Raw genomic sequence first — 18,914 nt, forward strand, 5'->3', positions numbered from 1 at the left:
GTCTACACGCGCGCCGCGTTGGGCACAGGGCGTCGGCAATGACGGCGAACGCACGCGCATCGCACGCATCGGCATCGCCGCCGGGGCACTGCATCGGGGACAAGCCCACGCCGGCGGCACGCAGCGGCGAATGTTGCGGCCGCAGCACGTTTGCGCGGGCCATCCGACGCCGACGACGGCGCGGATGGCCGCGGCGCGATCAGCTCACCGTATCGAGGCGGTTGTCGCTGCGGTCGGCGTCGGGCAGCACGTGGTCCGGATCCAGGGTCACGTGCAGCACCTTCTGCGTGCTCGGCACGCGGATCTGCGGCTGGGTCTGCTGCATCCAGGTCTCCACCGGCACGCGCTGGTCCAGATGACTGCCGTCGGCGAAGTCGATGCGCAAGGTCGCCGGCATCACCAGCTTCTGGCGGCTGCGCAAGGTCACCAGCAGGCCCTTTGCCGGGTCGTGGTCGACGTAGGCGGCCGCGCGCACGCCCATGTCCAACTGCCAGTTGTTGAAGTACCAGCCGCGCCACCACCAGCTCAGGTCCTCGCCGGACTCGCTCTCCATCAGCCGGAAGAAATCCGACGGCGTGGGATGCTTGTACGCCCACATGGCGATGTACTTGCGGAACGCCGGATCGAAGCGCGCCGGCCCGAGGATCTGTTCGCGCAACAGCACCAGGCCCAGCGCGCCCTTGAAGTAGGTCAGCGGATGCCGGTAGGTCTCGCTGGTGGCATCGGCGCGGTCGAGCAGGGTCGGCGCTTTCGCGTCGGCCAGCAGCGGCAGGATCTCGTCCACCGGGTTGCCGCCGCCGGGCGCGTACTCGCCATCGCGCTTGGGCGCGAATTCGCCATGGTTGATCGCGTCGGAGGCATAGACGTCGATGAAGGTGTTGAAGCCCTCGTCCATGAACGCGTGGCGGCGCTCGTTGGAGCCGACGATCATCGGGAACCAGCCGTGGCCCAGTTCGTGCGCGGTGATCCAGAACAGTGGCTTGCCGCCGTCCTCCATGTCGTCGAAGACGATGCCCGGATACTCCATGCCGGCGCCGTGGCCGCCCAGGTTCACCGCCGCCGGCCACGGGTACGGATACCACTGCGAGAAGTGCTCGATCGAAGCCTTCACGAACTCGGTGGAGCGGCCCCACTTGTCGCTGCCGACCGCACTGCGCGGATACACCGACATCGCCAGCGCGTGCTTGCCCGCGGGCAGGTTGATCCGCGCCGCGTCCCAGACGAAGGCCGGCGAAGCAGCGAAGGCCACATCGCGGGTGTGGTCCATGTGGAAGCGCCAGGTCTGGGTGCCGCTGGCGCTGGGCCGGCTGGCCGGGTTGCCCACTTCATCGGCACCGCGAATGGTCACCGTCGTGTCGCTGGCGGCCGCTTGCGCCAGGCGCTGGCGCTGGGTGGCGGTGAGTACCTGCGCCGGATTCACCAGTTCCCCGGAACCGGCCACCAGATAGTTCCACGGCACCGTCACCGCGTAGTCGAAATCGCCGTACTCCAGGTAGAACTCCGCGCCCAGGTAGGGCTGGGTGTCCCAGCCGCGCAGGTCGTCGTACACCGCCATGCGCGGATACCACTGCGCGATCTCGTAGATGTCGCCATCAGGGGTGGGCGTGACCGCGGTACGGCCGCCCCAGGTGCCGGGCACGGTGTAGGCGTAGTCGATGTGCAGCTTGAGCGCCTTGCCGCTGGCCAGCGGCTGCGGCAGGTCCACGCGCATGCGCGTGTCGTCGATCAGGAAGGTCGCCGGCACGCGCTTGCCGCCCTGTTCCAGTTCCACCTTGGCGATACGGACGCCATCGGTGCTCTGCGGCGCGGGTCGGTCGGCACGCGCGGCGCGCAGCGTACGGCCGCGGGCATCGGCGCGGTACAGGTTCTGATCCAACTGCAGCCACAGCACGTCCAGCGTGTCCGGGCTGCGGTTGCTGTAGGTGATGGTCTCCTGGCCGCGCAGCGTATGCGTGGCCGGCTCCAGGGTGGCGTGCAGGTCGTAGTCGGCGCGGTTTTGCCAGTATTGCGGGCCGGGCACGCCGCCGCCGCTGCGATAGGCGTTGGCCGGCTGCGGCAACTGCAACGGCGCGAACAGCGCCTGCGGATCGTAGGTGCCGGCGCCATCCGCGGCAGCAGCAGTGGCTGCATTGGCCTGAGCGGCGGCGACAAGGGAAAGACAGGCCGCGGCGAACGCAGCGCGGCGCAGGACAAGGATCATGATGACGTCCGTGGGGAGGATCGCCACCGATGGTAGGCCGATTCGGGGTGGCGCGGATGTGCCGATCGCCACCTTCGGCCACGGATGCCACGCCGGCGCGGCGTGCGGGCATCGCGCATCCTGCTGGAGCGGCCGCAGTCGCGACAGGCCATCTCGGGAAGGCCCGTCGCGGCTGACGCCGCTCCCACAGCCGGGCTCAGCCCAGCAAGGTCTCCAGCACCGCCATGCGCACCGCCACGCCGTTGGCGACCTGGCGCAGGATGCACGACTGCGCGCCGTCGGCGACCTCGTCGGTGATCTCCACGCCGCGGTTGATCGGGCCCGGGTGCAGCACCACCGCGTCCTTTGACGCGCGGCGCAGGCGCTCGGCGGTCAGACCGTACCGCCCGTGGTAATCCTCCAGCGAGGTCACCAAGCCTTCCTCCATGCGTTCGCGCTGCAGGCGCAGCATCATCACCGCGTCCACGCCGTCGAGCATGGCGTCGAAGTCCTCGCCGACCACGCAGCCGTCCAGGGTGGCGTCGTCGGGCAGCAGCGCGCGCGGGCCGCAGACCCGCACTTCGCCGGCACCGAGGGTGCGCAGCGCATGCAGGTCCGAGCGCGCCACCCGCGAATGCTTGACGTCGCCGACGATGACCAGCTTGAGCTTGGAGAAGTCGCCGCCCTTGGCGTGGCGCAGGGTCAGCATGTCGAGCAGGCCCTGGGTGGGATGCGCGCTGCGCCCGTCGCCGGCGTTGATCAGCGCGGTGCCCTCGCCCGCCGCCTCGGCCAGGCGTTCCACCGCACCGTCCTCGGGGTGACGCACGACGAAGCCGCGCACGCCCATCGCTTCCAGGTTCTTCAGCGTGTCGCGCGCGGTCTCGCCCTTGCGCGTGGACGAGGTGGAGGCGTCGAAGTTCAGCACGTCGGCACCGAGCCGCTGCGCGGCCAGCTGGAACGAGCTGCGGGTGCGCGTGGACGGTTCGAAGAACAGCGTGCACACCGCGGTGCCGGCCAGCACGCTGCGCTTGCCGACCCGGCCCACCGCCGCGTCGCGGATCTGTCCGGCGCGGTCCAGCAGTTGCAGCAGCGTGGCGCGCGGCAGCCCTTCCAGGGTCAGCAGGTGGCGTAGGCGCCCGTTCGAATCGAGTTGCGGATCAGTCATGGCAGGTCCGGGCAGTGGATCAGGGAGGGGGAAGGGCGTCGTCGGGCGCGGCCAGCCAGCGCTCCACGATCACCGCGGCGGCCACCGCGTCCAGCGCGGCGGCGTCGCGGCGGCGCTTGCGGCCGGCGGCACGGTCCACCGCGAAGCGTTGCGCGGCCTCGACCGAACTGGAGCGTTCGTCGACCAGCACCACCGGCAGGCGGTAGCGCGCGCCGAGTTCGCGGGCGAAGGCATGCGCGCGCTTGCGGTTGGGCTGGTCGGCACCGTCGAGGGTGAGCGGATCGCCGACCACCAGGCCGTGCGGCCGCCATTCGGCATGCAGGCGATCCAGCGCCGGCCAATCCGGCCCCTGCGCGTGCACGTCGATCACCGCCAGCGCACGCGCGCCGTTGCCGAAACGACTGCCGACGGCCACGCCGATGCGGCGGTGGCCGACGTCGAAACCGAGCACGGTGCCGTCGCGGCGGATCGTCGCGGGCGCGGGGCTGGCGGGCGCCGGCGCGCCAGGCTCGGGCAGGCCGGACTCAGGCATGCCCGCTGTAGTCGGTGAGGCGGAACAGGTCCACGCCGATGCGCCCGGCCGCGGTCTGCCAGCGCCGCTCCAGCGGCAGTTCGAACAGCAGTTCGGCGTCGGCCGGCGCGGTCAGCCAGCTGTTCTCGCCCAGTTCGTATTCCAGCTGGCCGGCGCCCCAGCCGGCGCAGCCCAGCGCGACCACCGCGTTGCGCGGGCCCTCGCCGCGCGCCATCGCCTCGAGCACGTCGCGCGAGGTGGTCAGGAACAGGCCGTCGGCGAACGCCAGGCTGGAATCCCAGCCGTGCGCGCCGTCGTGGATGACGAAGCCGCGCTCCGGATGCACCGGCCCGCCGCTGAGTACCACCTGCTCGCGCAGCGCGGCGTCGATGGTTTCGATGCCCATCTGTTCCAGCACTTCGCCCAGCGTGTATTCGGAGGCGCGGTTGACCACCACGCCCATCGCGCCGTTCTCGTCGTGCTGGCAGATCAGCGCCACGCTGCGGGCGAAGTTGGGATCGGACAGCGCCGGCAGCGCGATCAGCAGTTGGTTGGCCAGAGGCGTGGGCAAAGCGGACATGGCCCCATTCTATCGTCCCTCCCGCATGCGCGCTGCGCCTGGCTGCGGCGGGCTGCCATAATCCGCCCGATCGCGGCCCCGACCGGTCGCCCAGGAGCAAGCACGCATGGACACGCCCCCCGACCTGCCACGCCAGACCCGCGCCTTCATCGTGCTGGTGGCCTTGCTGCAAGGCGCGCTGCTGTACCTGGCGCAGCGCGGCGCCGAGAGCGGCCTGTGGCCGTTCGGCTCCCTGGGCGGACAGGTGTGCTGGTACACCCTGGTGCTGACCGTGCCGACCATGACCCTGCTGTCGGTGCGGCACCTGGGCGCGCCGCGCCTGTGGCAGCACACCATCGCGCTGGCGGTGCTGGTGACGGCCCTGTCCGCCTGGGCGGTCTGGAACGCCACCGGCGCGCCCGGCCTGCGCCCCGGCCAGGTGCTGGGCCCGTTCGGTGCCACCGTGGCGCTGGCGATGTTCGTGCTGCTGCCGTGGCTGCAGTGCCGGCTGCAGCACGGGCGCTGGCAGGCGCCGTACCGCGACCTGTTCGAACACGCCTGGCAGAACGCGCTGACCCTGGCGCTGGCGCTGCTGTTCGTGGGGATCTGCTGGCTGGTGCTATGGCTGTGGGGCGCCTTGTTCGCGCTGGTCAAGCTGACCCTGTTCTACGACCTGTTCCGGCAGACGGCCTTCATCTACCTGGCCACCGGCACCATGTTCGGCCTGGGCATCCTGATCGGCCGCACCCAACAGCGTGCGGTGCAGGTGATGCGGCAGATCCTGTTCGCGATCTGCACCGGGCTGCTGCCGCTGCTGGCATTCGTGGCGGTGCTGTTCGCGTTGAGCCTGCCGTTCACCGGCCTGCAGCCGCTGTGGGAGACCCGCGCCGCAGCCAGCATCCTGATCGCGGTGGTGGCCACGCTGGTGGTCTTCGTCAATGCGGTGTACCAGGACGGCACGGCCGACGTGCCCTACCCGGCCTGGCTGCAACGGGTGATCGACGCCGGGCTGCTGAGCCTGCCGCTGTATTCAGGGCTGGCGCTGTACGCGTTGTGGCTGCGCATCGGGCAGTACGGCTGGAGTACCGAGCGCTTTGCCGGGGTGCTGGTCGCGGTGATCGCCTGCGGCTACGCATGCGGTTATGCCTGGGCGGTGCTGCGACCGGGCGCGCGCTGGCTGCAGCCGCTGGCGCCGGTGAACCGGGCGCTGTCATGGGTGGTGATCGGCCTGGCACTGGCGGCCTGCTCGCCGCTGCTGGACCCCTACCGCATCGTCGTCGGCAACCAGTTGCAGCGCCTGGCCGACGGCCACACCAGCGCGGCGCAACTGGATCTGGCCTACCTGCGCTTCGACAGCGGCCGCCGCGGCTACCGGGCCGTGCAATCGCTGCGCGAAGTGCCTGCGTTCGCCGACGACCCGGTGCAGCGCGAGCGCCTGCAGCGCATGCTGCAGCGCCAGCAGCGCTGGGGCGGCGACAACGACGATGCACCGCGCAGCGCCGATCCGCTGCAGGTGCGCCAGCGCATCGCGCTGGCCGCGGGCAGCGCCGACCCCGGCGCCGCGTGGTGGCAGGCACTGCTGGCCGGAAAGATCGAGGACGGCAACTGCCGACGCGAGGGCGCGCAGTGCGTGGCGCTGCGCCGCGACCTGGACGGCGATGGCCACGACGACGTGCTGCTGTGCGACGCCAGCGTCGGCTACGGCGTCGAATGCCGCATCCACACCGACGTGGGCAACGGCTGGAGCGACGTGGCGCGAACCCACTTCTTCCCGCGCCGCGGCGACAACGCCGATGCGCTCTACCAGGCGTTGCGCGACGGCAAGCTGCAGTTGCTGCCGCGGCGCTGGCCCGACCTGCAACTGCCCGGGACCCGGCGTACCGAGGTGTACCCTGCCGACCCCAACGACCAGACCGATTGACGGATGTCCGCCGCATGAGCAGCTATTGCGATATCGCCCCCGGGCACCCGGTGCACGGCCACTACCACGACCACGAGTACGGCGTGCCGCAACGTGCCGAAGCCGACCTGTTCGAGCGGCTGGTGCTGGAGATCAACCAGGCCGGATTGAGCTGGGAGCTGATGCTGAAGAAGCGCGCCGGCTTCCGCGCCGCCTACGCCGGGTTCGACGTGGACACGGTGGCGGCCTTCGGCGAGGCAGACGTGCTGCGCCTGCTCGGCGACGCCGGCATCATCCGTAACCGGCTCAAGGTGCAGGCCGCGATCCACAACGCGCAGGTGATCCAGGGCCTGCGGGCCAGCCACGGCAGCTTCGCCGCGTGGCTGGACGCGCAGCATCCGCGCAGCAAGGCAGAGTGGATCAAGCTGTTCAAGCGCACCTTCCGCTTCACCGGCGGCGAGATCACCGGCGAGTTCCTGATGAGCCTGGGCTACCTGCCCGGCGCGCACCGCGAGGACTGCCCGGCGTTCGCGCGCATCGCGCAGCTGGATCCGCCGTGGATGCGCACCGGCTGAGGCCACCGCGACGCGCGGACCGGCACGACGCCTTCTTGCCGCGGCCTGCACGGGCGCTGCACGAGGCCGCCGGCAAGGTCGGCGCATGGCCTTGCGCATCGGCATTTCCGGCTGGCGCTATCCGCGCTGGCGTGGCGTCTTCTACCCGTCCGACCTGATTCAGCGGCGGGAGTTGGAATACGCCGCGCAGTGCTTCCGCTCGGTGGAACTCAACGGCTCGTTCTATTCGCTGCAGACCCCGAAAAGCTATGCCGCCTGGCACGACGCCACGCCGCGCGACTTCGTGTTCGCGGTCAAGGGCCCGCGCTTCGTCACCCACCTGAAGCGGCTGCGCGACTGCGAGCAGCCGCTGGCCAATTTCTTCGCCTCCGGCCTGCTCGCGCTCGGGCCGAAGCTGGGGCCGCTGCTATGGCAGTTGCCGCCGTCGCTGGCCTTCGACCACGACCTGCTGGACACCTTCCTGGCGCTGCTGCCGCGCACCAGCGAGGCCGCCCTGGCGCTGGCGCGCAAGCGCGACGCTGCACGCATGCGCAACCGCAGCCTGCTGCAGATCGACCGCAATCGGCGCCTGCGTCATGCGCTGGAAGTGCGCCATCCCAGCTTCGCCACGCCGGAGGCGGTGGCCTTGCTGCGCAAGCACCGCGTGGCGCTGGTGCAGGCCGATACCGCCGGCAAGTGGCCGTACCTGGAAGACGTGACCGCCGACTTCCTGTACCTGCGCCTGCACGGCGATGCGCAGCTCTATGCCAGCGGCTACGACGACAAGGCCCTCGACACCTGGGCCCGGCGCATCGAGGCCTGGCACCGCGGCAGCGAGCCCGCCGACGCGCAGCGGGTCGGCCCACGCGCCGCGGCGCGGGTACGCCGCGACGTGTACTGCTATTTCGACAACGACATGAAGGTGCATGCGCCATTCGACGCACGGCGCCTGGCGCAACGGCTGGGCGTGCCGACGCCGTGCCCGGCGCGCGGCGACGGCGACGGTTGAGGGACATTTCGCATCATGCGGGTTTGCGGCGATGCGGCCGGACACACCAGCGCCCTTACGCGACGACGATCTGCTGCAGCTCTCACACGCCCATGTAGCGGCCAGAGCGGTGGTTGAACATCAGCACGAGGCTCAGCACCACCGCACCGATCGCCGAGTACAGCACCTGCTGCGGCGCCAGCAACCAGAACGCCACCGCCATCAGCGCCGCGTCGAAGCTCATCTGCACCTTGCCCCCCGCGCTCCAGCCGCGGCTGCGCTGCAGGTAGACCGCGAGGATGCCGACGCCGCCGAGGCTGGCGCGGTGACGGATGAAGAACAGGATGCCGAGCCCGACCAACGCGCCGCCGACCAGCGCCGAGAACAGCGGCGTCATCGTCGCCCACTGCGCCCAGCGTGGCAGCAGGTCGGTCAACAGGCCGCAGGCGGCCACCGCGGCGAAGGTCTTGAGGGTGAACTCCCAGCCCATGCGCCGCACCGACAGCCAGTAGAACGGCAGGTTGACCAGCACAAACATCAGCCCGAAGTTCCAGCCCAGCGCGTAGTGCAGCAGGAAGGCCACGCCGGCTATGCCGCCGATCATCAAGCCGCCATGGGCGAACACCGCCAGGCCCAGCGAGGCCACCAGGGTCGCCAGCAGCATGCCCTGCACGTCCTCGGCCACGCTATGGCGCAGGGCGCGCGCATCCTGCACGGTGCCGGCCGAATCCGGCGGCGGGGTCAGCGGCCCGGCGGTGACGACGGTGCCGTCGTCGGGCAACGGGTCCAGGTCCGGACGCAGATCGGAATCGGGAAGGCTCACGGGAGGGGGCACGGCGTGGGGGGCGGTATTAGACACCAGCCGGGAGGTGGTTGCACATGAAACTTTGATGGCTGTGTGCATGGCGACGGTTGCATGGGCGAACGCTCAGCGTGCTCCGCCAGCCAACGCCAGCCTATCGGGTCGGCAAGTCGACCTTGATGTGGTGCTGCACCCCGGCGATCGCCACCACCATCCCCACCATCACCAGCAGCGCTACTGGCCCGGCGATCGCCAGCCACGTCCAGGTCCAGGCGTTGAACCGTTCGGCCGGGTTGCGCGGCAGGCCGTGCGATTGCTTGAAGCGGACCAGACGCTGGTTGACCAGCAGCACCGGCGTCCAGCTCAACAGCGTCAGCAGCGACAGCGCCGAGGGCCACGCGCCCAGCAGGCTCAGGCAGACATAGGCCAGCGCCGGCCCCAGCCAGCCGACCAGCGCGCCACGCTGCGCGCCGATGGTGCGTTCCAGCCCGCGGAAGCAGGCGAACACCCAGAGCAGCGAGAACACCGACCGCCACACCGGCGAGACCCACCGGCGCCCGGACAGCAGGCGCAACGCGCGCCAGTTGCGGTAGAACCAGTACAACGCATACCAGCCGAAGCTCGTCGCGCACAGCAAGGCCGACTTGGTGGCCGATGGCGCGAACAGCGTGGACAGGGGATCGATGGGGGACACAGCGGGCGCGGCGGCAGGCAGCGCGGCGGCAGGGGCGGCCTACGGGTTATCTACTGGCATGTGTGGCATTCCTGGCTGACCGCACCCTCATCCGCCCCTGCGGGGCACCTTCTCCCAACGGGAGAAGGGAGCCAAAGCCCCTCTCCCTCCGGGGCGACGGGGTGCCGCTTGCGCGCCGCGGGCGCGCGCACCCTGGCGCGCCCGCGCCGCAAGCGCGGGCCGGGGCGCGGAGCGGGGGTTGGGGTGAGGCTCCGGCGCGAAGCGTGTCGCTGAAACAAGACCATGAGGCTTCGTCCTCCCCTCATCCGCCTTTTGGGCCCCTTCGCCCGAGAAGGGGGCCATGGTCCGCGGGAGAAGGGGAACAATCAGCGAACGGCCACGGTGCGGTGCTGCCGTTTGTCCGCGTACATCGCCGCGTCGGCGCGTTCGAGCAGTTCCTCCAGCGCCTCCGCGTCCAGATCCCGGCGGTGGCACAGGGCCAGGCCGAAGCTGGCCGACAGCCCGGTCGCAAACCCGTCGTCCTCGCCAGGCTTGGCAAGCGCCGCGCGCAGCGTGTCGATCAACGCGTCCGCCCGCTCCGGCGTGGTCAGCGGCAGGTACAGCGCGAACTCGTCGCCGCCGCGGCGCCCGAGCAACTGCCCCGGCCGCAGACAGTGGCGGCAGCGCTTGACGAAGGCGCGCAAGGCCGCATCGCCGGCGGCGTGTCCGAACTGGTCGTTGATCGCCTTGAGGTTGTCCATGTCGGCGACGATCACCGCCAGTGGACGCGGATCCTGCGCAGCCAGTTGCAGATCGTTGAGCACCTGCTCCAGGAATCCGGTCCGCGACAGCGCCCCGGTCACCGGATCGCGCACCAGCGCATGGCGCAGCCGCGTGTTGTCGGCGTACAACCCGGGAACGGCCAGGCCGAAGTAGCTGTTCGCCGCCAGGCTGATCATGGCGAACTGCAGCGCGAGCGCCTGCGCCTCGAGCCGTAGCAACGGCGTGGCGACGGCGATCAGCAGGCTGAAGGCGGCGATTGCCGTCAGCGCCTGCAGCATCCCGTGGGTATGCACGATCCACAACTGGATCACCACCACCACGAACAGCGCGAAGACCACCGCCGGCTGCCGCGGCAACACCGCCGCGAGCGCCATCACCACCAGGGTGACGCCGAGCAGCAGCGCGAGCTTGACCAGGTAGGCAGAGACGCTTCCGGCCGGTTCGATCATCCCCGACAGGCGCGGAATACCTGGCTGCGGCACGATCTGCAGCCGCTCGGCCAGACGCAGCACCGCGACGATCGCCAGCGGGCCGAGCGCCAGCAGGCCGGCGTAGTCGCCGATCGCCCACGGGATCAACTGCGCCAGCATGCTCGGCAGGTCGATGGCGCCGGTGACCACCAGCCCCGCACCGCCCAGGCAGGCGGACAGCAGCGAGGCTACCCCGCCCCCGAGGATGAAGCAGGTGACCGCGCGCGGCAGGCTGCTCGAGGACACGACCCGGCCGACGCGACGCAGCAGCCAGGCCAGCCCGCCCCAGACGCAGAACTGTTGCGCGGTGAACAGCAGTGCATACGACAGGACCGCTCGGCCGGGGACGGCGGGATGAGCGCTCGTGCGATAGAAGCTGAGCAGCGTGGCCAGCACGCAGGCGATGGCGATCGCCGGTGCGCCGCGCCAGCCCAGCACCATGAACGTCGCCAACGTCACCGCCACCGGCGGAAACCACAGGCTCGCATGCGGCTGATAGTCCAGCACCCGCGCCAACTCGAAGACCGCCAGCCACGCCACCACCAGCACGGCCGACAGCACCAGCAGCGCGGCGGGACGGCGCGGCGCCGCGGCGCGCGTGCGAAACGGCGCCTCGGCGTCCCAGCCGGTCATCCATCGGCCTCCTGCCGGCCACGGCCGATGGCCGAACCGGGACCGGCGAACGCCCTGACCGTGCTGTCGTCGCTGCCGCCCACCACCACCGTCGCACCGCTGCACAGACGGATCGGCCAGCTCATGTTGTCCGTGCCATAGGACCATTGCAGGGTGCCGTCGATCGCGTTCCAGAGCGTGAACGCGCCAGGCGTGGCGTCGGGATGGCCATCGGCCAGCCCCAGCCACTGTCCGTCCGGGTCGAACGCCAGACAGTTGGGCGAATGCGTGCTGTGCGCGGTCCACTGCAGCGTCGCCGCGGTGCCGGCATCGGCGTACACGGCAACGACGCCGCCGCCCTTGAGGTTGCCGGCGATCGCGACCTTGTCGCCGGCACGGTCGCAGGCCAACCCGTAGATGGTCGTCGCGCCCTCGGGCACCGTCGCGGTCCAGGCCGGCGCGGGCGCGGACGCATGCTGGAACGTCGCCACGTCGAACGCGTACAGCGTACCGTCGCTGGCACCGACATAGGCCCGGCGCCCATTGCCGGACAGCACCGCGGCATGGACGCTGACGTGCGTGGGCAACTGCCAGCGCGCCAGCGCCGTCGGTTGTCCGGAGGCGATCGAGAACAGGATGATTTCGCCCTGCGCGCTGGCCACCAGTCCGGTCGCGCCGTCGGCGGCGATGCCGGTGGCGATGACGCTGTCGCCGTTGCTGTCGCCGCCAGCGGTCAGCGCAATGCACGCGGGCGTGGCGGCGAAGGCCCCGGCGCCGTCGCGGCAGAACAGATAGCCCTGCTCGGCGCCGGCCAGCAACGTCCGCCCGCACGCGTCCAGCGACACCATGTTGCCGCGACCGGGGAGCGCGAAGGACAGCAGTTCCTCGCCGCCGGGGACCGCCCAGGCGCTGATGAAGCCCGCATACGGCGCCTTGCTCTTCCAGCCGCAGCTCGCCACGGTGCTCCCGTCCCCCGCCACGTCGACCCAGTACACGCCCTGCCAGCCGTCGAACTCCTGCGTCAGCAGCGGCTTGCCGGTCCGATCCCAGGCGTAGGTGCCGAAGTGCCCGTCCTGGTCGTCGCGCACATCGGTCCGCGTGGCCGCCGGTGCGGTGCGTTCGAAGATCTTGCGTTGCGCCACCGGCACCGCGTCCATCCCGGGAATCTGGGATGCGGGGCCGTAACGGTGGAAAAAGGTGCCGGCGACGATGACGTTGCCATCGTCGGACACCGCCACCGAGTTGATGTAGTAGCCGGCATGCGGCTGTGTCGACCAGAGCAGTTCAGGCGCGTCGTTCATGCGGCTTCTCTCCCTTCGGCTGAAACGTCCGCGATGGACTTCCGGCGGACGGCTGACTGAAACACGACACCTGTGAACGCACCGGAGTCAGCCGCTGCGGTGTGGGCGCCGGCCATCGCAGCGAGCCCCCGGCCTTGCGCTCGCGTGCAGGACCGGCTCAGCGCACCTCGGCGATCTCGACCCCGTCCAGGCCCTGCGCCAGGGTGCGCGCGTCGCCGCCCTGGGCCAGCTTGATGCGCAGGCGCACCTCGTTCTGCGAATCGGCGTGGCGCAGCGCATCCTCGTAGCTGATCTCGCCGGCCTGGTACAACTCGAACAGGCTCTGGTCGAAGGTCTTCATGCCCAGGTTGGTGGACTCCTTCATCACGTCCTTGAGCTTGTGGATCTCGCCTTCGCGGATGTAGTCCTGCACCAGCGGCGTGCCGAGCATGATCTCCATGGCCACGCGGCGGCCCTTGCCGTCCGGGGTCGGGATCAGCTGCTGCGCGACCACGCCGCGCAGGTTCAGCGACAGGTCCATCAGCAGCTGGCTGCGGCGGTCCTCAGGGAAGAAGTTGATCACGCGGTCCATCGCCTGGTTGGCGTTGTTGGCGTGCAGCGTGCACAGCACCAGGTGGCCGGTCTCGGCGAAGGAGATGGCGTGGTCCATGCCCTCGCGGGTGCGCACCTCGCCGATCATGATCACGTCCGGCGCCTGGCGCAGCGTGTTCTTCAGCGCGTTCTCCCAGCTGTCGGTGTCGATGCCGACCTCGCGCTGGGTGATGATGCAGCCCTCGTGCTTGTGCACGAACTCGATCGGGTCCTCGATGGTGATGATGTGCCCGGTGGAGTTCTGGTTGCGGTAGCCGATCATCGCCGCCAGCGAGGTCGACTTGCCGGTGCCGGTGGCGCCGACGAAGATGATGATGCCGCGCTTGGTCATCGCCAGGGTCTTGATCACCGGCGGCAGATTCAGCTCGTCCACGCTGGGAATGCGCGTCTCGATCCGCCGCAGCACCATGCCCACCTGGTTGCGCTGGTAGAAGCAACTGACGCGGAAGCGGCCGACGCCCGACACGCCGATGGCGAAATTGCACTCGTGGGTCTTCTCGAACTCCTCGCGCTGCGACGGCGTCATCACGTTCAGCACCAGGTCGCGGCTCTGCTGCGGGGTCAGCGGCGTCTGCGTGATCGGGGTGATCTTGCCGTGCACCTTCATCGCCGGCGGCATGCCCGAGGTGATGAACAGGTCCGACGCCTTCTGGTGCGCCATCAGTTTCAGGAAGGAGGTGAAGTCGATGGTGCTCATGGCGTGCTCCTTCGGAACCGGGATTGGGGATTCGGGATTGGGGATTGGTAACAGCGGGCATCCTGGGATCGGAGAGACCCGCTTTTGCGAATCCCCAATCCCGAATCCCCAATCCCGGCTACTCGAACAACCGCTTGTCCTTGGCGTACTCGCGGGCCTGGTTGCGGGTGATCAGGCTGCGCTTGACCAGGTCCTGCAGGTGCTGGTCCAGGGTCTGCATGCCGTTCTGCTGGCCGGTCTGGATCGACGAGTACATCTGCGCGACCTTGTCCTCGCGGATCAGATTACGGATGGCGGGGGTGCCGACCATGATCTCCCAGGCTGCGGTGCGGCCGCCGCCGACCTTCTTCAGCAGCGCCTGCGAGATCACCGCGCGCAGCGATTCGGACAGCATCGAACGCACCATCGGCTTCTCGCCGGCGGGGAACACGTCGATGATGCGGTCGATGGTCTTGGCCGCCGAACTGGTGTGCAGGGTGCCGAACACCAGGTGGCCGGTCTCGGCCGCGGTCAGCGCCAGGCGGATGGTTTCCAGGTCGCGCAGCTCGCCGACCAGGATGATGTCCGGGTCTTCGCGCAGCGCCGAGCGCAGCGCCTCGTTGAAGCCGTGGGTGTCGCGATGCACCTCGCGCTGGTTGATCAGGCACTTCTGCGAGGTGTGCACGAATTCGATCGGATCCTCGACGGTGAGGATGTGGCCGTATTCGTTCTTGTTGATGTAGTCGATCATGCCGGCGAGCGTGGTCGACTTGCCCGAACCGGTCGGCCCGGTGACCAGGATCAGGCCCTGCGGCTGGTCGATCAACTGGCGGAAGATCGGCGGGCACCCCAGGTCTTCCAGGGTCAGCACTTCCGAGGGAATGGTGCGGAACACCGCGCCGGCGCCGCGGTTCTGGTTGAACGCGTTGACGCGGAAGCGCGCCAGGCTGGGAATCTCGAACGAGAAGTCGACCTCGAGGAATTCCTCGTAGTCGCGGCGCTGCTTGTCCGACATGATGTCGTAGACCAGCGCGTGCACCTGCTTGTGGTCCAGCGCCGGGATGTTGATGCGGCGGACGTCGCCATCGACCCGGATCATCGGCGGCAGGCCCGCGGACAGGTGCAGGTCGGACGCTTTGTTCTTGACCGAGAACGCCAATAGTTCAGCGATATCCATACGCTGCTTTTCCCCTTGGGCTGCGACTGGAAGGATGATTCCCCGGCCGGCAGTATAGCGCCCTTCCCTTTGCCGGAACGCCGCCGTGCCCCTCTCTCCGCTGCACCAGATCCGCCTGGACATGAACCGCGCCGCCGACGCCGCAGGGCGGCCGCACGCGCAGTTGCTGGCGGTGTCCAAGACCCAGCCGGCCGAGGCCGTGGCGGCGCTGGCCGCACAGGGCCAGCGCGCCTTCGGCGAGAACTACGTGCAGGAAGCGGCGACCAAGATCGCCGCGTTGGCCGATGCCGGTCTGGAATGGCATCTGATCGGCCACCTGCAGTCGAACAAGGCCGAACAGGCGGCGACGCTGTTCGACTGGGTGCAGACCGTGGACCGGCCCAAACTGGTCGCCGCCCTGGCCAAGGGCCGCGCCGCCGCATCCGCGCCGCTGAACGTGCTGATCCAGGTCAACATCGACGACGAGGCCAGCAAGCATGGCTGCCAGCCCGAGGCCGTGGACGCGCTGGCCGCAGCCATCGCCGCGCAGCCGAGGTTGGCGCTGCGCGGGTTGATGGCCATTCCCGCACCGTGGCCGGAGGCCGAACGCCGCATCGATGCGTTCGCGCGCATGCACGCCCTCTTCGAGCGGCTGCGTGCCGCCCATCCGCAGGTCGACACCTTGTCGATGGGCATGAGCGGCGACTTCGCCGACGCCATCGCCGCCGGCGCCACCATGGTGCGGGTCGGCACCGCCTTGTTCGGTGCGCGCGGTCCGCGTGCTGCGGGCTGAACCGGCTGCTGCCGCGCCGCATCAGCGCATCACTTGTGACACTGTGATGATTTGTCTACAGCCGCTTCAAAAACGATTCACCAACATCGGAATTCTGTCGTAGCCCATCTCGTTGAAAAAAATAGTGTTTCGGGATGAATGAAAGGTTCGCTCCGACAGTGCTTGCTGAACCGTGCGACACGGTTGCGAACCGTTAATTCAGTCACGTTTCAGATGCGCGCGCTTCGGCTTCCATGGCGGCGACCGCGGGTCATCCGCAGTCCATCGCCGAATGCGCTCGGCTCCAACGAGGTCACAGATGCAAGCATCCACCCGATTGCTGTTCGCCTCCTGCTTCATGGGTCTGCTGCACGTCCCCGCGGCACTGGCCGCGCCGACGGCGACGCCGGCCTGGACCAATGAAGAAGCGATGATGTCGCCCGCCGAAGTCCAGGCGCGCACCGCCTGGCGCGAAACCATGGCGCATCAACCGACACCGGCGGAAGGCTGCTTCCATGCCAACTTCCCCGATACGCAGTGGCAAACGGACGTCTGCAAGACCCTGACCCGCCGTGTGCATCCGATCCCGCACAAGATCCTGTTCGGCGCCACCGAAACCACCGGCAACGGCTACGACTACGCGCTGCGCTCCAGCAGCCTCATCAGCAAGGCCGTGGGCAGCTTCCCGCAGGTCACCGGCGTGACCTCGGAACAGGGCGTCGGCGTGGCCTCCTTCGGCGGCGGCGGCATCCTCGGTCCGAACGAGTACTCGCTGCAGATCAACTCCAACTACAACGCCACCACCAGCGTCTGCGGCGGCCGCTCCGGCTGCACCGTGTGGCAGCAGTTCGTCTACGCCACCGACTACGAGACCCAGGGCCAGGCCGCGGTGTTCATGCAGTACTGGCTGATCGGCTACGGCAGCAGTTGCCCGAGCGGCTGGATGAGCGGCGGCGGCTCGGACTGCTACCGCAACAGCAATGCGGTCAGCGCGCCGGACGTGCCGGCCACGCAACTGGCCAACGTCAAGCTGACCGGTTCGGCCACCGCCAACGGCAACGACACCATCACCTTCACCAACAACGGCACCGCCTACAGCGTCAGCGCCAAGGACAGCGTGGTCAAGCTGGCCACGGTGTGGAAGGACGCCGAGTTCAACGTGGTGGGCAACGCCGGCGGTTCCAGCGCCAACTTCAACTCCGGCTCGTCGATCACGGTGAAGGTGGCCGCCACCAACGGCTCCACCGCCGCCCCGACCTGCGCGGCCAATGCCGGCAGCACCGGCGAGACCAACAACCTCAACCTGGGCAGCTGCTCGACGGCCGGCGGCAGCACGCCGTCGATCACCTTCACCGAGTCCAACTGAGGCCGCCGCGCCGGTCCGCGCATAGCGGCTGGCGCGTTCTCGCCTCGCACGATCCGGTTGCGCCGCACCGCAGCACTGCAGCGCGGCGCAACCGCTACCATGACGCTCCCTCTTCGCGACGGTGTTGCGCCATGGCTTCCGCTCCTCCCGATTCCCACGCCGCCGACATCGCCTTCATCGGCGGCGGCAACATGGCGCGCAGCCTGATCGCCGGCCTGGTCCGGCAGGGTGCCGACCCGCGCCGCGTCCGTGTGGCCGAGCCGGTGGCGGCGCTGCGCGAGGCCCTGGTCGCCGACTACGCCGTCCACGCCGTCGCCAGCGCGGCCGAGGCCGCCGACGGCGCGGCGCTGTGGATGTTCGCGGTCAAGCCGCAGGTGCTGCGCGGGGTCTGCACCGAACTGGCCGCGCTGGCGCAGGCGCAGCGGCCGCTGCTGGTGTCCATCGCCGCCGGCATCACCACCGCGCAACTGGACCGCTGGCTCGGCGGCGGCCACGCCCTGGTGCGGGCGATGCCCAACACCCCTGCATTGCTCGGTGCCGGCGTCACCGGCCTGTTCGCCAGCGCCGGTGTCGACGCCGCGCAGCGGGCCCACGCCGAGCGCGTGCTGGCCGCCGCCGGGGTCACCGTGTGGGTCGCGGACGAAGCGCTGATCGATGCGGTCACCGCCGTGTCCGGCAGCGGCCCCGCCTACGTCTTCCTGCTCGCCGAGGCGATGGAAGCGGCTGGCATCGCGCAGGGCCTGCCCGCCGACACCGCGCGCACCCTGACCCTGCAGACCGTGCTCGGCGCGGCGCGCATGCTCACCGAGTCCGGCGAGGCGCCGAGCGAACTGCGCCGCCGGGTGACCTCGCCCAACGGCACCACCCAGGCCGCGATCGAGACCTTCCAGCACGGCGGCTTCGAGGCGCTGACCGCGGCCGCGATCGCCGCGGCGGCGGAACGCGGCCGTGCCCTGTCCGCCGCCAACGACGACTGAGCGCAGCGAACACCAGGCGGCGCGGTCGGCGCCCGGAATCCTCATCCACCACGCGTACACTGCAGTTCCTCCGCGCCGCCCGCCCCCACCTGGCGACTGCGCGCGACGATGTGTTAGCCACTCCAACCCGGAGAACGCCGATGCGTGTCCTGCCCGCTGCGCTGCTGTGCCTGGCCCTGGCCGCCTGCTCGGACCAGGACGCTCCACGTCCGGCGACACTGCTCGCCGCCACGCCGGCGCAGGCCGATTTCGGCGCGCTGCGCGTGCACTACAACGCCTTGCCCACGCTGGCGATGAGCGAGGACGTGGCGCATCGCTACGGCATCGCCCGCGAGGCCGACACTGCGCTGGTGATGATCGCGCTGCGCACTCTGCACGGCGGTGAGGAAACGCCGGCGGTCGGCACGGTAGACGTGGTGGCGACCGACCTCAGCGGACAACGCCAGCCGGTGGCGCTGCGCGCGGTCCGCACCGATGCCTACACCGACTACGTCGGTACGGTGCGCAGCAGCGCCCACGATCAGCTGCGCTTCGTGGTGAAGGTCCGCAGCGCCGACGGCGCCGGCACGGTGCGCTTCACCCGTAATTTCTAGCGCGCGTAGCGTCCCGCGCGCGCCTTCCCATCTGTAGGAGCGGCTTCAGCCGCGACCGGGCGTTACCGGGAAAGCCCGGTCGCGGCTAAAAGCCGCTCCTTGTATCTGGACCTGGCGCCCTTAAACAGGCGTCATGTCTTCCGACTGATCATCGGAGGAGGTGTGGGAAGTCCAGTCGCTCCTGAAGCTTAGAGCTTGCATCGTAGATCGGCTCCCCTCTCCACATGCTGGCCCTTGGGTGTCCGAACGGTATCCAGAGTCCGCCCCCGGCGTGAACTCGCATCGA

General features: G+C 69.7%; 17 protein-coding genes and 1 other RNA gene. 8 read left to right on the plus strand and 10 right to left on the minus strand.

The features are described 5' to 3' along the window. Window positions 1-199: 199 nt before the first annotated feature. From FHR66_RS12245 to FHR66_RS12260, 4 genes are all read right to left on the minus strand, one after another. The gene (locus FHR66_RS12245; RefSeq protein ID WP_160970786.1) at window positions 200-2,200 is read right to left on the minus strand and encodes a M1 family metallopeptidase; all 2,001 of its coding nucleotides are present in this window, start codon (window positions 2,198-2,200) and stop codon (window positions 200-202) included. 196 nt (window positions 2,201-2,396) lie between these two features. Then, window positions 2,397-3,344, minus strand: coding sequence for an aspartate carbamoyltransferase catalytic subunit (locus tag FHR66_RS12250; RefSeq protein WP_160970788.1), 948 nt, complete (start codon window positions 3,342-3,344; stop codon window positions 2,397-2,399). A gap of 19 nt (window positions 3,345-3,363) precedes the next feature. After that, window positions 3,364-3,861: a Holliday junction resolvase RuvX gene (gene ruvX / locus FHR66_RS12255; RefSeq protein ID WP_160970798.1), complete on the minus strand. Its 498-nt coding sequence runs from the start codon at window positions 3,859-3,861 to the stop codon at window positions 3,364-3,366. A 7-nt stretch (window positions 3,862-3,868) separates the two neighbouring features. Further along, on the minus strand, window positions 3,869-4,435 hold the full coding sequence (locus FHR66_RS12260) for a YqgE/AlgH family protein (RefSeq protein ID WP_160970790.1): 567 nt from the start codon (window positions 4,433-4,435) through the stop codon (window positions 3,869-3,871). A 106-nt stretch (window positions 4,436-4,541) separates the two neighbouring features. Here FHR66_RS12260 and FHR66_RS12265 point away from each other — a divergent pair, with 106 nt between their 5' ends. The 3 genes from FHR66_RS12265 (at window position 4,542) to FHR66_RS12275 (ending at window position 7,877) form a co-directional block, all read left to right on the plus strand. Next, window positions 4,542-6,335 (plus strand): DUF4153 domain-containing protein, encoded by a 1,794-nt coding sequence (locus FHR66_RS12265; protein WP_160970792.1) that lies wholly within the window; start codon window positions 4,542-4,544, stop codon window positions 6,333-6,335. Window positions 6,336-6,349: 14 nt separating this feature from the next. Beyond that, window positions 6,350-6,889 carry a DNA-3-methyladenine glycosylase I gene (locus tag FHR66_RS12270; protein WP_160970794.1) on the plus strand — a complete coding sequence of 180 codons (540 nt, stop codon included), beginning with the start codon at window positions 6,350-6,352 and terminating at the stop codon, window positions 6,887-6,889. 85 nt (window positions 6,890-6,974) lie between these two features. Beyond that, window positions 6,975-7,877, plus strand: coding sequence for a DUF72 domain-containing protein (locus FHR66_RS12275; RefSeq protein WP_160970796.1), 903 nt, complete (start codon window positions 6,975-6,977; stop codon window positions 7,875-7,877). Window positions 7,878-7,959: 82 nt separating this feature from the next. On the opposite strand, the gene FHR66_RS12280 is transcribed toward FHR66_RS12275, so the two are convergent. From FHR66_RS12280 to FHR66_RS12305, 6 genes are all read right to left on the minus strand, one after another. After that, complete coding sequence (locus FHR66_RS12280) at window positions 7,960-8,637, minus strand: YitT family protein (protein WP_160970800.1); 678 nt, start codon at window positions 8,635-8,637, stop codon at window positions 7,960-7,962. Window positions 8,638-8,812: 175 nt separating this feature from the next. Continuing rightward, window positions 8,813-9,352 (minus strand): MFS transporter permease, encoded by a 540-nt coding sequence (locus FHR66_RS12285; protein ID WP_237475476.1) that lies wholly within the window; start codon window positions 9,350-9,352, stop codon window positions 8,813-8,815. A 365-nt stretch (window positions 9,353-9,717) separates the two neighbouring features. Beyond that, window positions 9,718-11,217, minus strand: a complete 1,500-nt coding sequence (locus tag FHR66_RS12290) for a GGDEF domain-containing protein (RefSeq protein ID WP_160971013.1) — start codon at window positions 11,215-11,217, stop codon at window positions 9,718-9,720. Further along, window positions 11,214-12,497 carry a WD40 repeat domain-containing protein gene (locus FHR66_RS12295; protein WP_160971015.1) on the minus strand — a complete coding sequence of 428 codons (1,284 nt, stop codon included), beginning with the start codon at window positions 12,495-12,497 and terminating at the stop codon, window positions 11,214-11,216. The genes FHR66_RS12290 and FHR66_RS12295 overlap by 4 nt, the downstream gene beginning before the upstream one ends. Window positions 12,498-12,654: 157 nt before the next feature. Further along, the gene (locus FHR66_RS12300) at window positions 12,655-13,785 is read right to left on the minus strand and encodes a PilT/PilU family type 4a pilus ATPase (protein WP_160971017.1); all 1,131 of its coding nucleotides are present in this window, start codon (window positions 13,783-13,785) and stop codon (window positions 12,655-12,657) included. A gap of 118 nt (window positions 13,786-13,903) precedes the next feature. Further along, on the minus strand, window positions 13,904-14,941 hold the full coding sequence (locus FHR66_RS12305; RefSeq protein ID WP_160971019.1) for a type IV pilus twitching motility protein PilT: 1,038 nt from the start codon (window positions 14,939-14,941) through the stop codon (window positions 13,904-13,906). A 121-nt stretch (window positions 14,942-15,062) separates the two neighbouring features. On the opposite strand from FHR66_RS12305, the gene FHR66_RS12310 reads away from it, so the two are divergent. The 5 genes from FHR66_RS12310 (at window position 15,063) to FHR66_RS12330 (ending at window position 18,628) form a co-directional block, all read left to right on the plus strand. After that, on the plus strand, window positions 15,063-15,713 hold the full coding sequence (locus FHR66_RS12310) for a YggS family pyridoxal phosphate-dependent enzyme (RefSeq protein WP_160971025.1): 651 nt from the start codon (window positions 15,063-15,065) through the stop codon (window positions 15,711-15,713). 316 nt (window positions 15,714-16,029) lie between these two features. Beyond that, complete coding sequence (locus FHR66_RS12315; protein WP_160971027.1) at window positions 16,030-17,058, plus strand: hypothetical protein; 1,029 nt, start codon at window positions 16,030-16,032, stop codon at window positions 17,056-17,058. A 131-nt stretch (window positions 17,059-17,189) separates the two neighbouring features. Continuing rightward, the gene (proC, locus tag FHR66_RS12320; protein ID WP_160971021.1) at window positions 17,190-18,035 is read left to right on the plus strand and encodes a pyrroline-5-carboxylate reductase; all 846 of its coding nucleotides are present in this window, start codon (window positions 17,190-17,192) and stop codon (window positions 18,033-18,035) included. 43 nt (window positions 18,036-18,078) lie between these two features. Continuing rightward, window positions 18,079-18,154, plus strand: a non-coding RNA gene (locus FHR66_RS12325) — sX9 sRNA. A gap of 21 nt (window positions 18,155-18,175) precedes the next feature. Next, window positions 18,176-18,628 (plus strand): DUF4426 domain-containing protein, encoded by a 453-nt coding sequence (locus FHR66_RS12330; protein WP_160971023.1) that lies wholly within the window; start codon window positions 18,176-18,178, stop codon window positions 18,626-18,628. Window positions 18,629-18,914 lie beyond the last annotated feature (286 nt).

This window comes from Xanthomonas sp. F4 (assembly GCF_011761895.1).

What these genes read in the sequence shown, in the direction of transcription:
- FHR66_RS12250 (WP_160970788.1), bottom strand. Translation starts at nt 3,344, where the DNA reads ATGACTGATCCGCAACTCGATTCGAACGGGCGCCTACGCCACCTGCTG.
- FHR66_RS12270 (WP_160970794.1), top strand. Translation starts at nt 6,350, where the DNA reads ATGAGCAGCTATTGCGATATCGCCCCCGGGCACCCGGTGCACGGCCAC.
- FHR66_RS12265 (WP_160970792.1), top strand. Translation starts at nt 4,542, where the DNA reads ATGGACACGCCCCCCGACCTGCCACGCCAGACCCGCGCCTTCATCGTG.
- FHR66_RS12245 (WP_160970786.1), bottom strand. Translation starts at nt 2,200, where the DNA reads ATGATCCTTGTCCTGCGCCGCGCTGCGTTCGCCGCGGCCTGTCTTTCC.
- FHR66_RS12290 (WP_160971013.1), bottom strand. Translation starts at nt 11,217, where the DNA reads ATGACCGGCTGGGACGCCGAGGCGCCGTTTCGCACGCGCGCCGCGGCG.
- FHR66_RS12305 (WP_160971019.1), bottom strand. Translation starts at nt 14,941, where the DNA reads ATGGATATCGCTGAACTATTGGCGTTCTCGGTCAAGAACAAAGCGTCC.
- FHR66_RS12330 (WP_160971023.1), top strand. Translation starts at nt 18,176, where the DNA reads ATGCGTGTCCTGCCCGCTGCGCTGCTGTGCCTGGCCCTGGCCGCCTGC.
- FHR66_RS12300 (WP_160971017.1), bottom strand. Translation starts at nt 13,785, where the DNA reads ATGAGCACCATCGACTTCACCTCCTTCCTGAAACTGATGGCGCACCAG.
- FHR66_RS12260 (WP_160970790.1), bottom strand. Translation starts at nt 4,435, where the DNA reads ATGTCCGCTTTGCCCACGCCTCTGGCCAACCAACTGCTGATCGCGCTG.
- FHR66_RS12275 (WP_160970796.1), top strand. Translation starts at nt 6,975, where the DNA reads ATGGCCTTGCGCATCGGCATTTCCGGCTGGCGCTATCCGCGCTGGCGT.
- FHR66_RS12310 (WP_160971025.1), top strand. Translation starts at nt 15,063, where the DNA reads ATGAACCGCGCCGCCGACGCCGCAGGGCGGCCGCACGCGCAGTTGCTG.
- proC (WP_160971021.1), top strand. Translation starts at nt 17,190, where the DNA reads ATGGCTTCCGCTCCTCCCGATTCCCACGCCGCCGACATCGCCTTCATC.
- FHR66_RS12295 (WP_160971015.1), bottom strand. Translation starts at nt 12,497, where the DNA reads ATGAACGACGCGCCTGAACTGCTCTGGTCGACACAGCCGCATGCCGGC.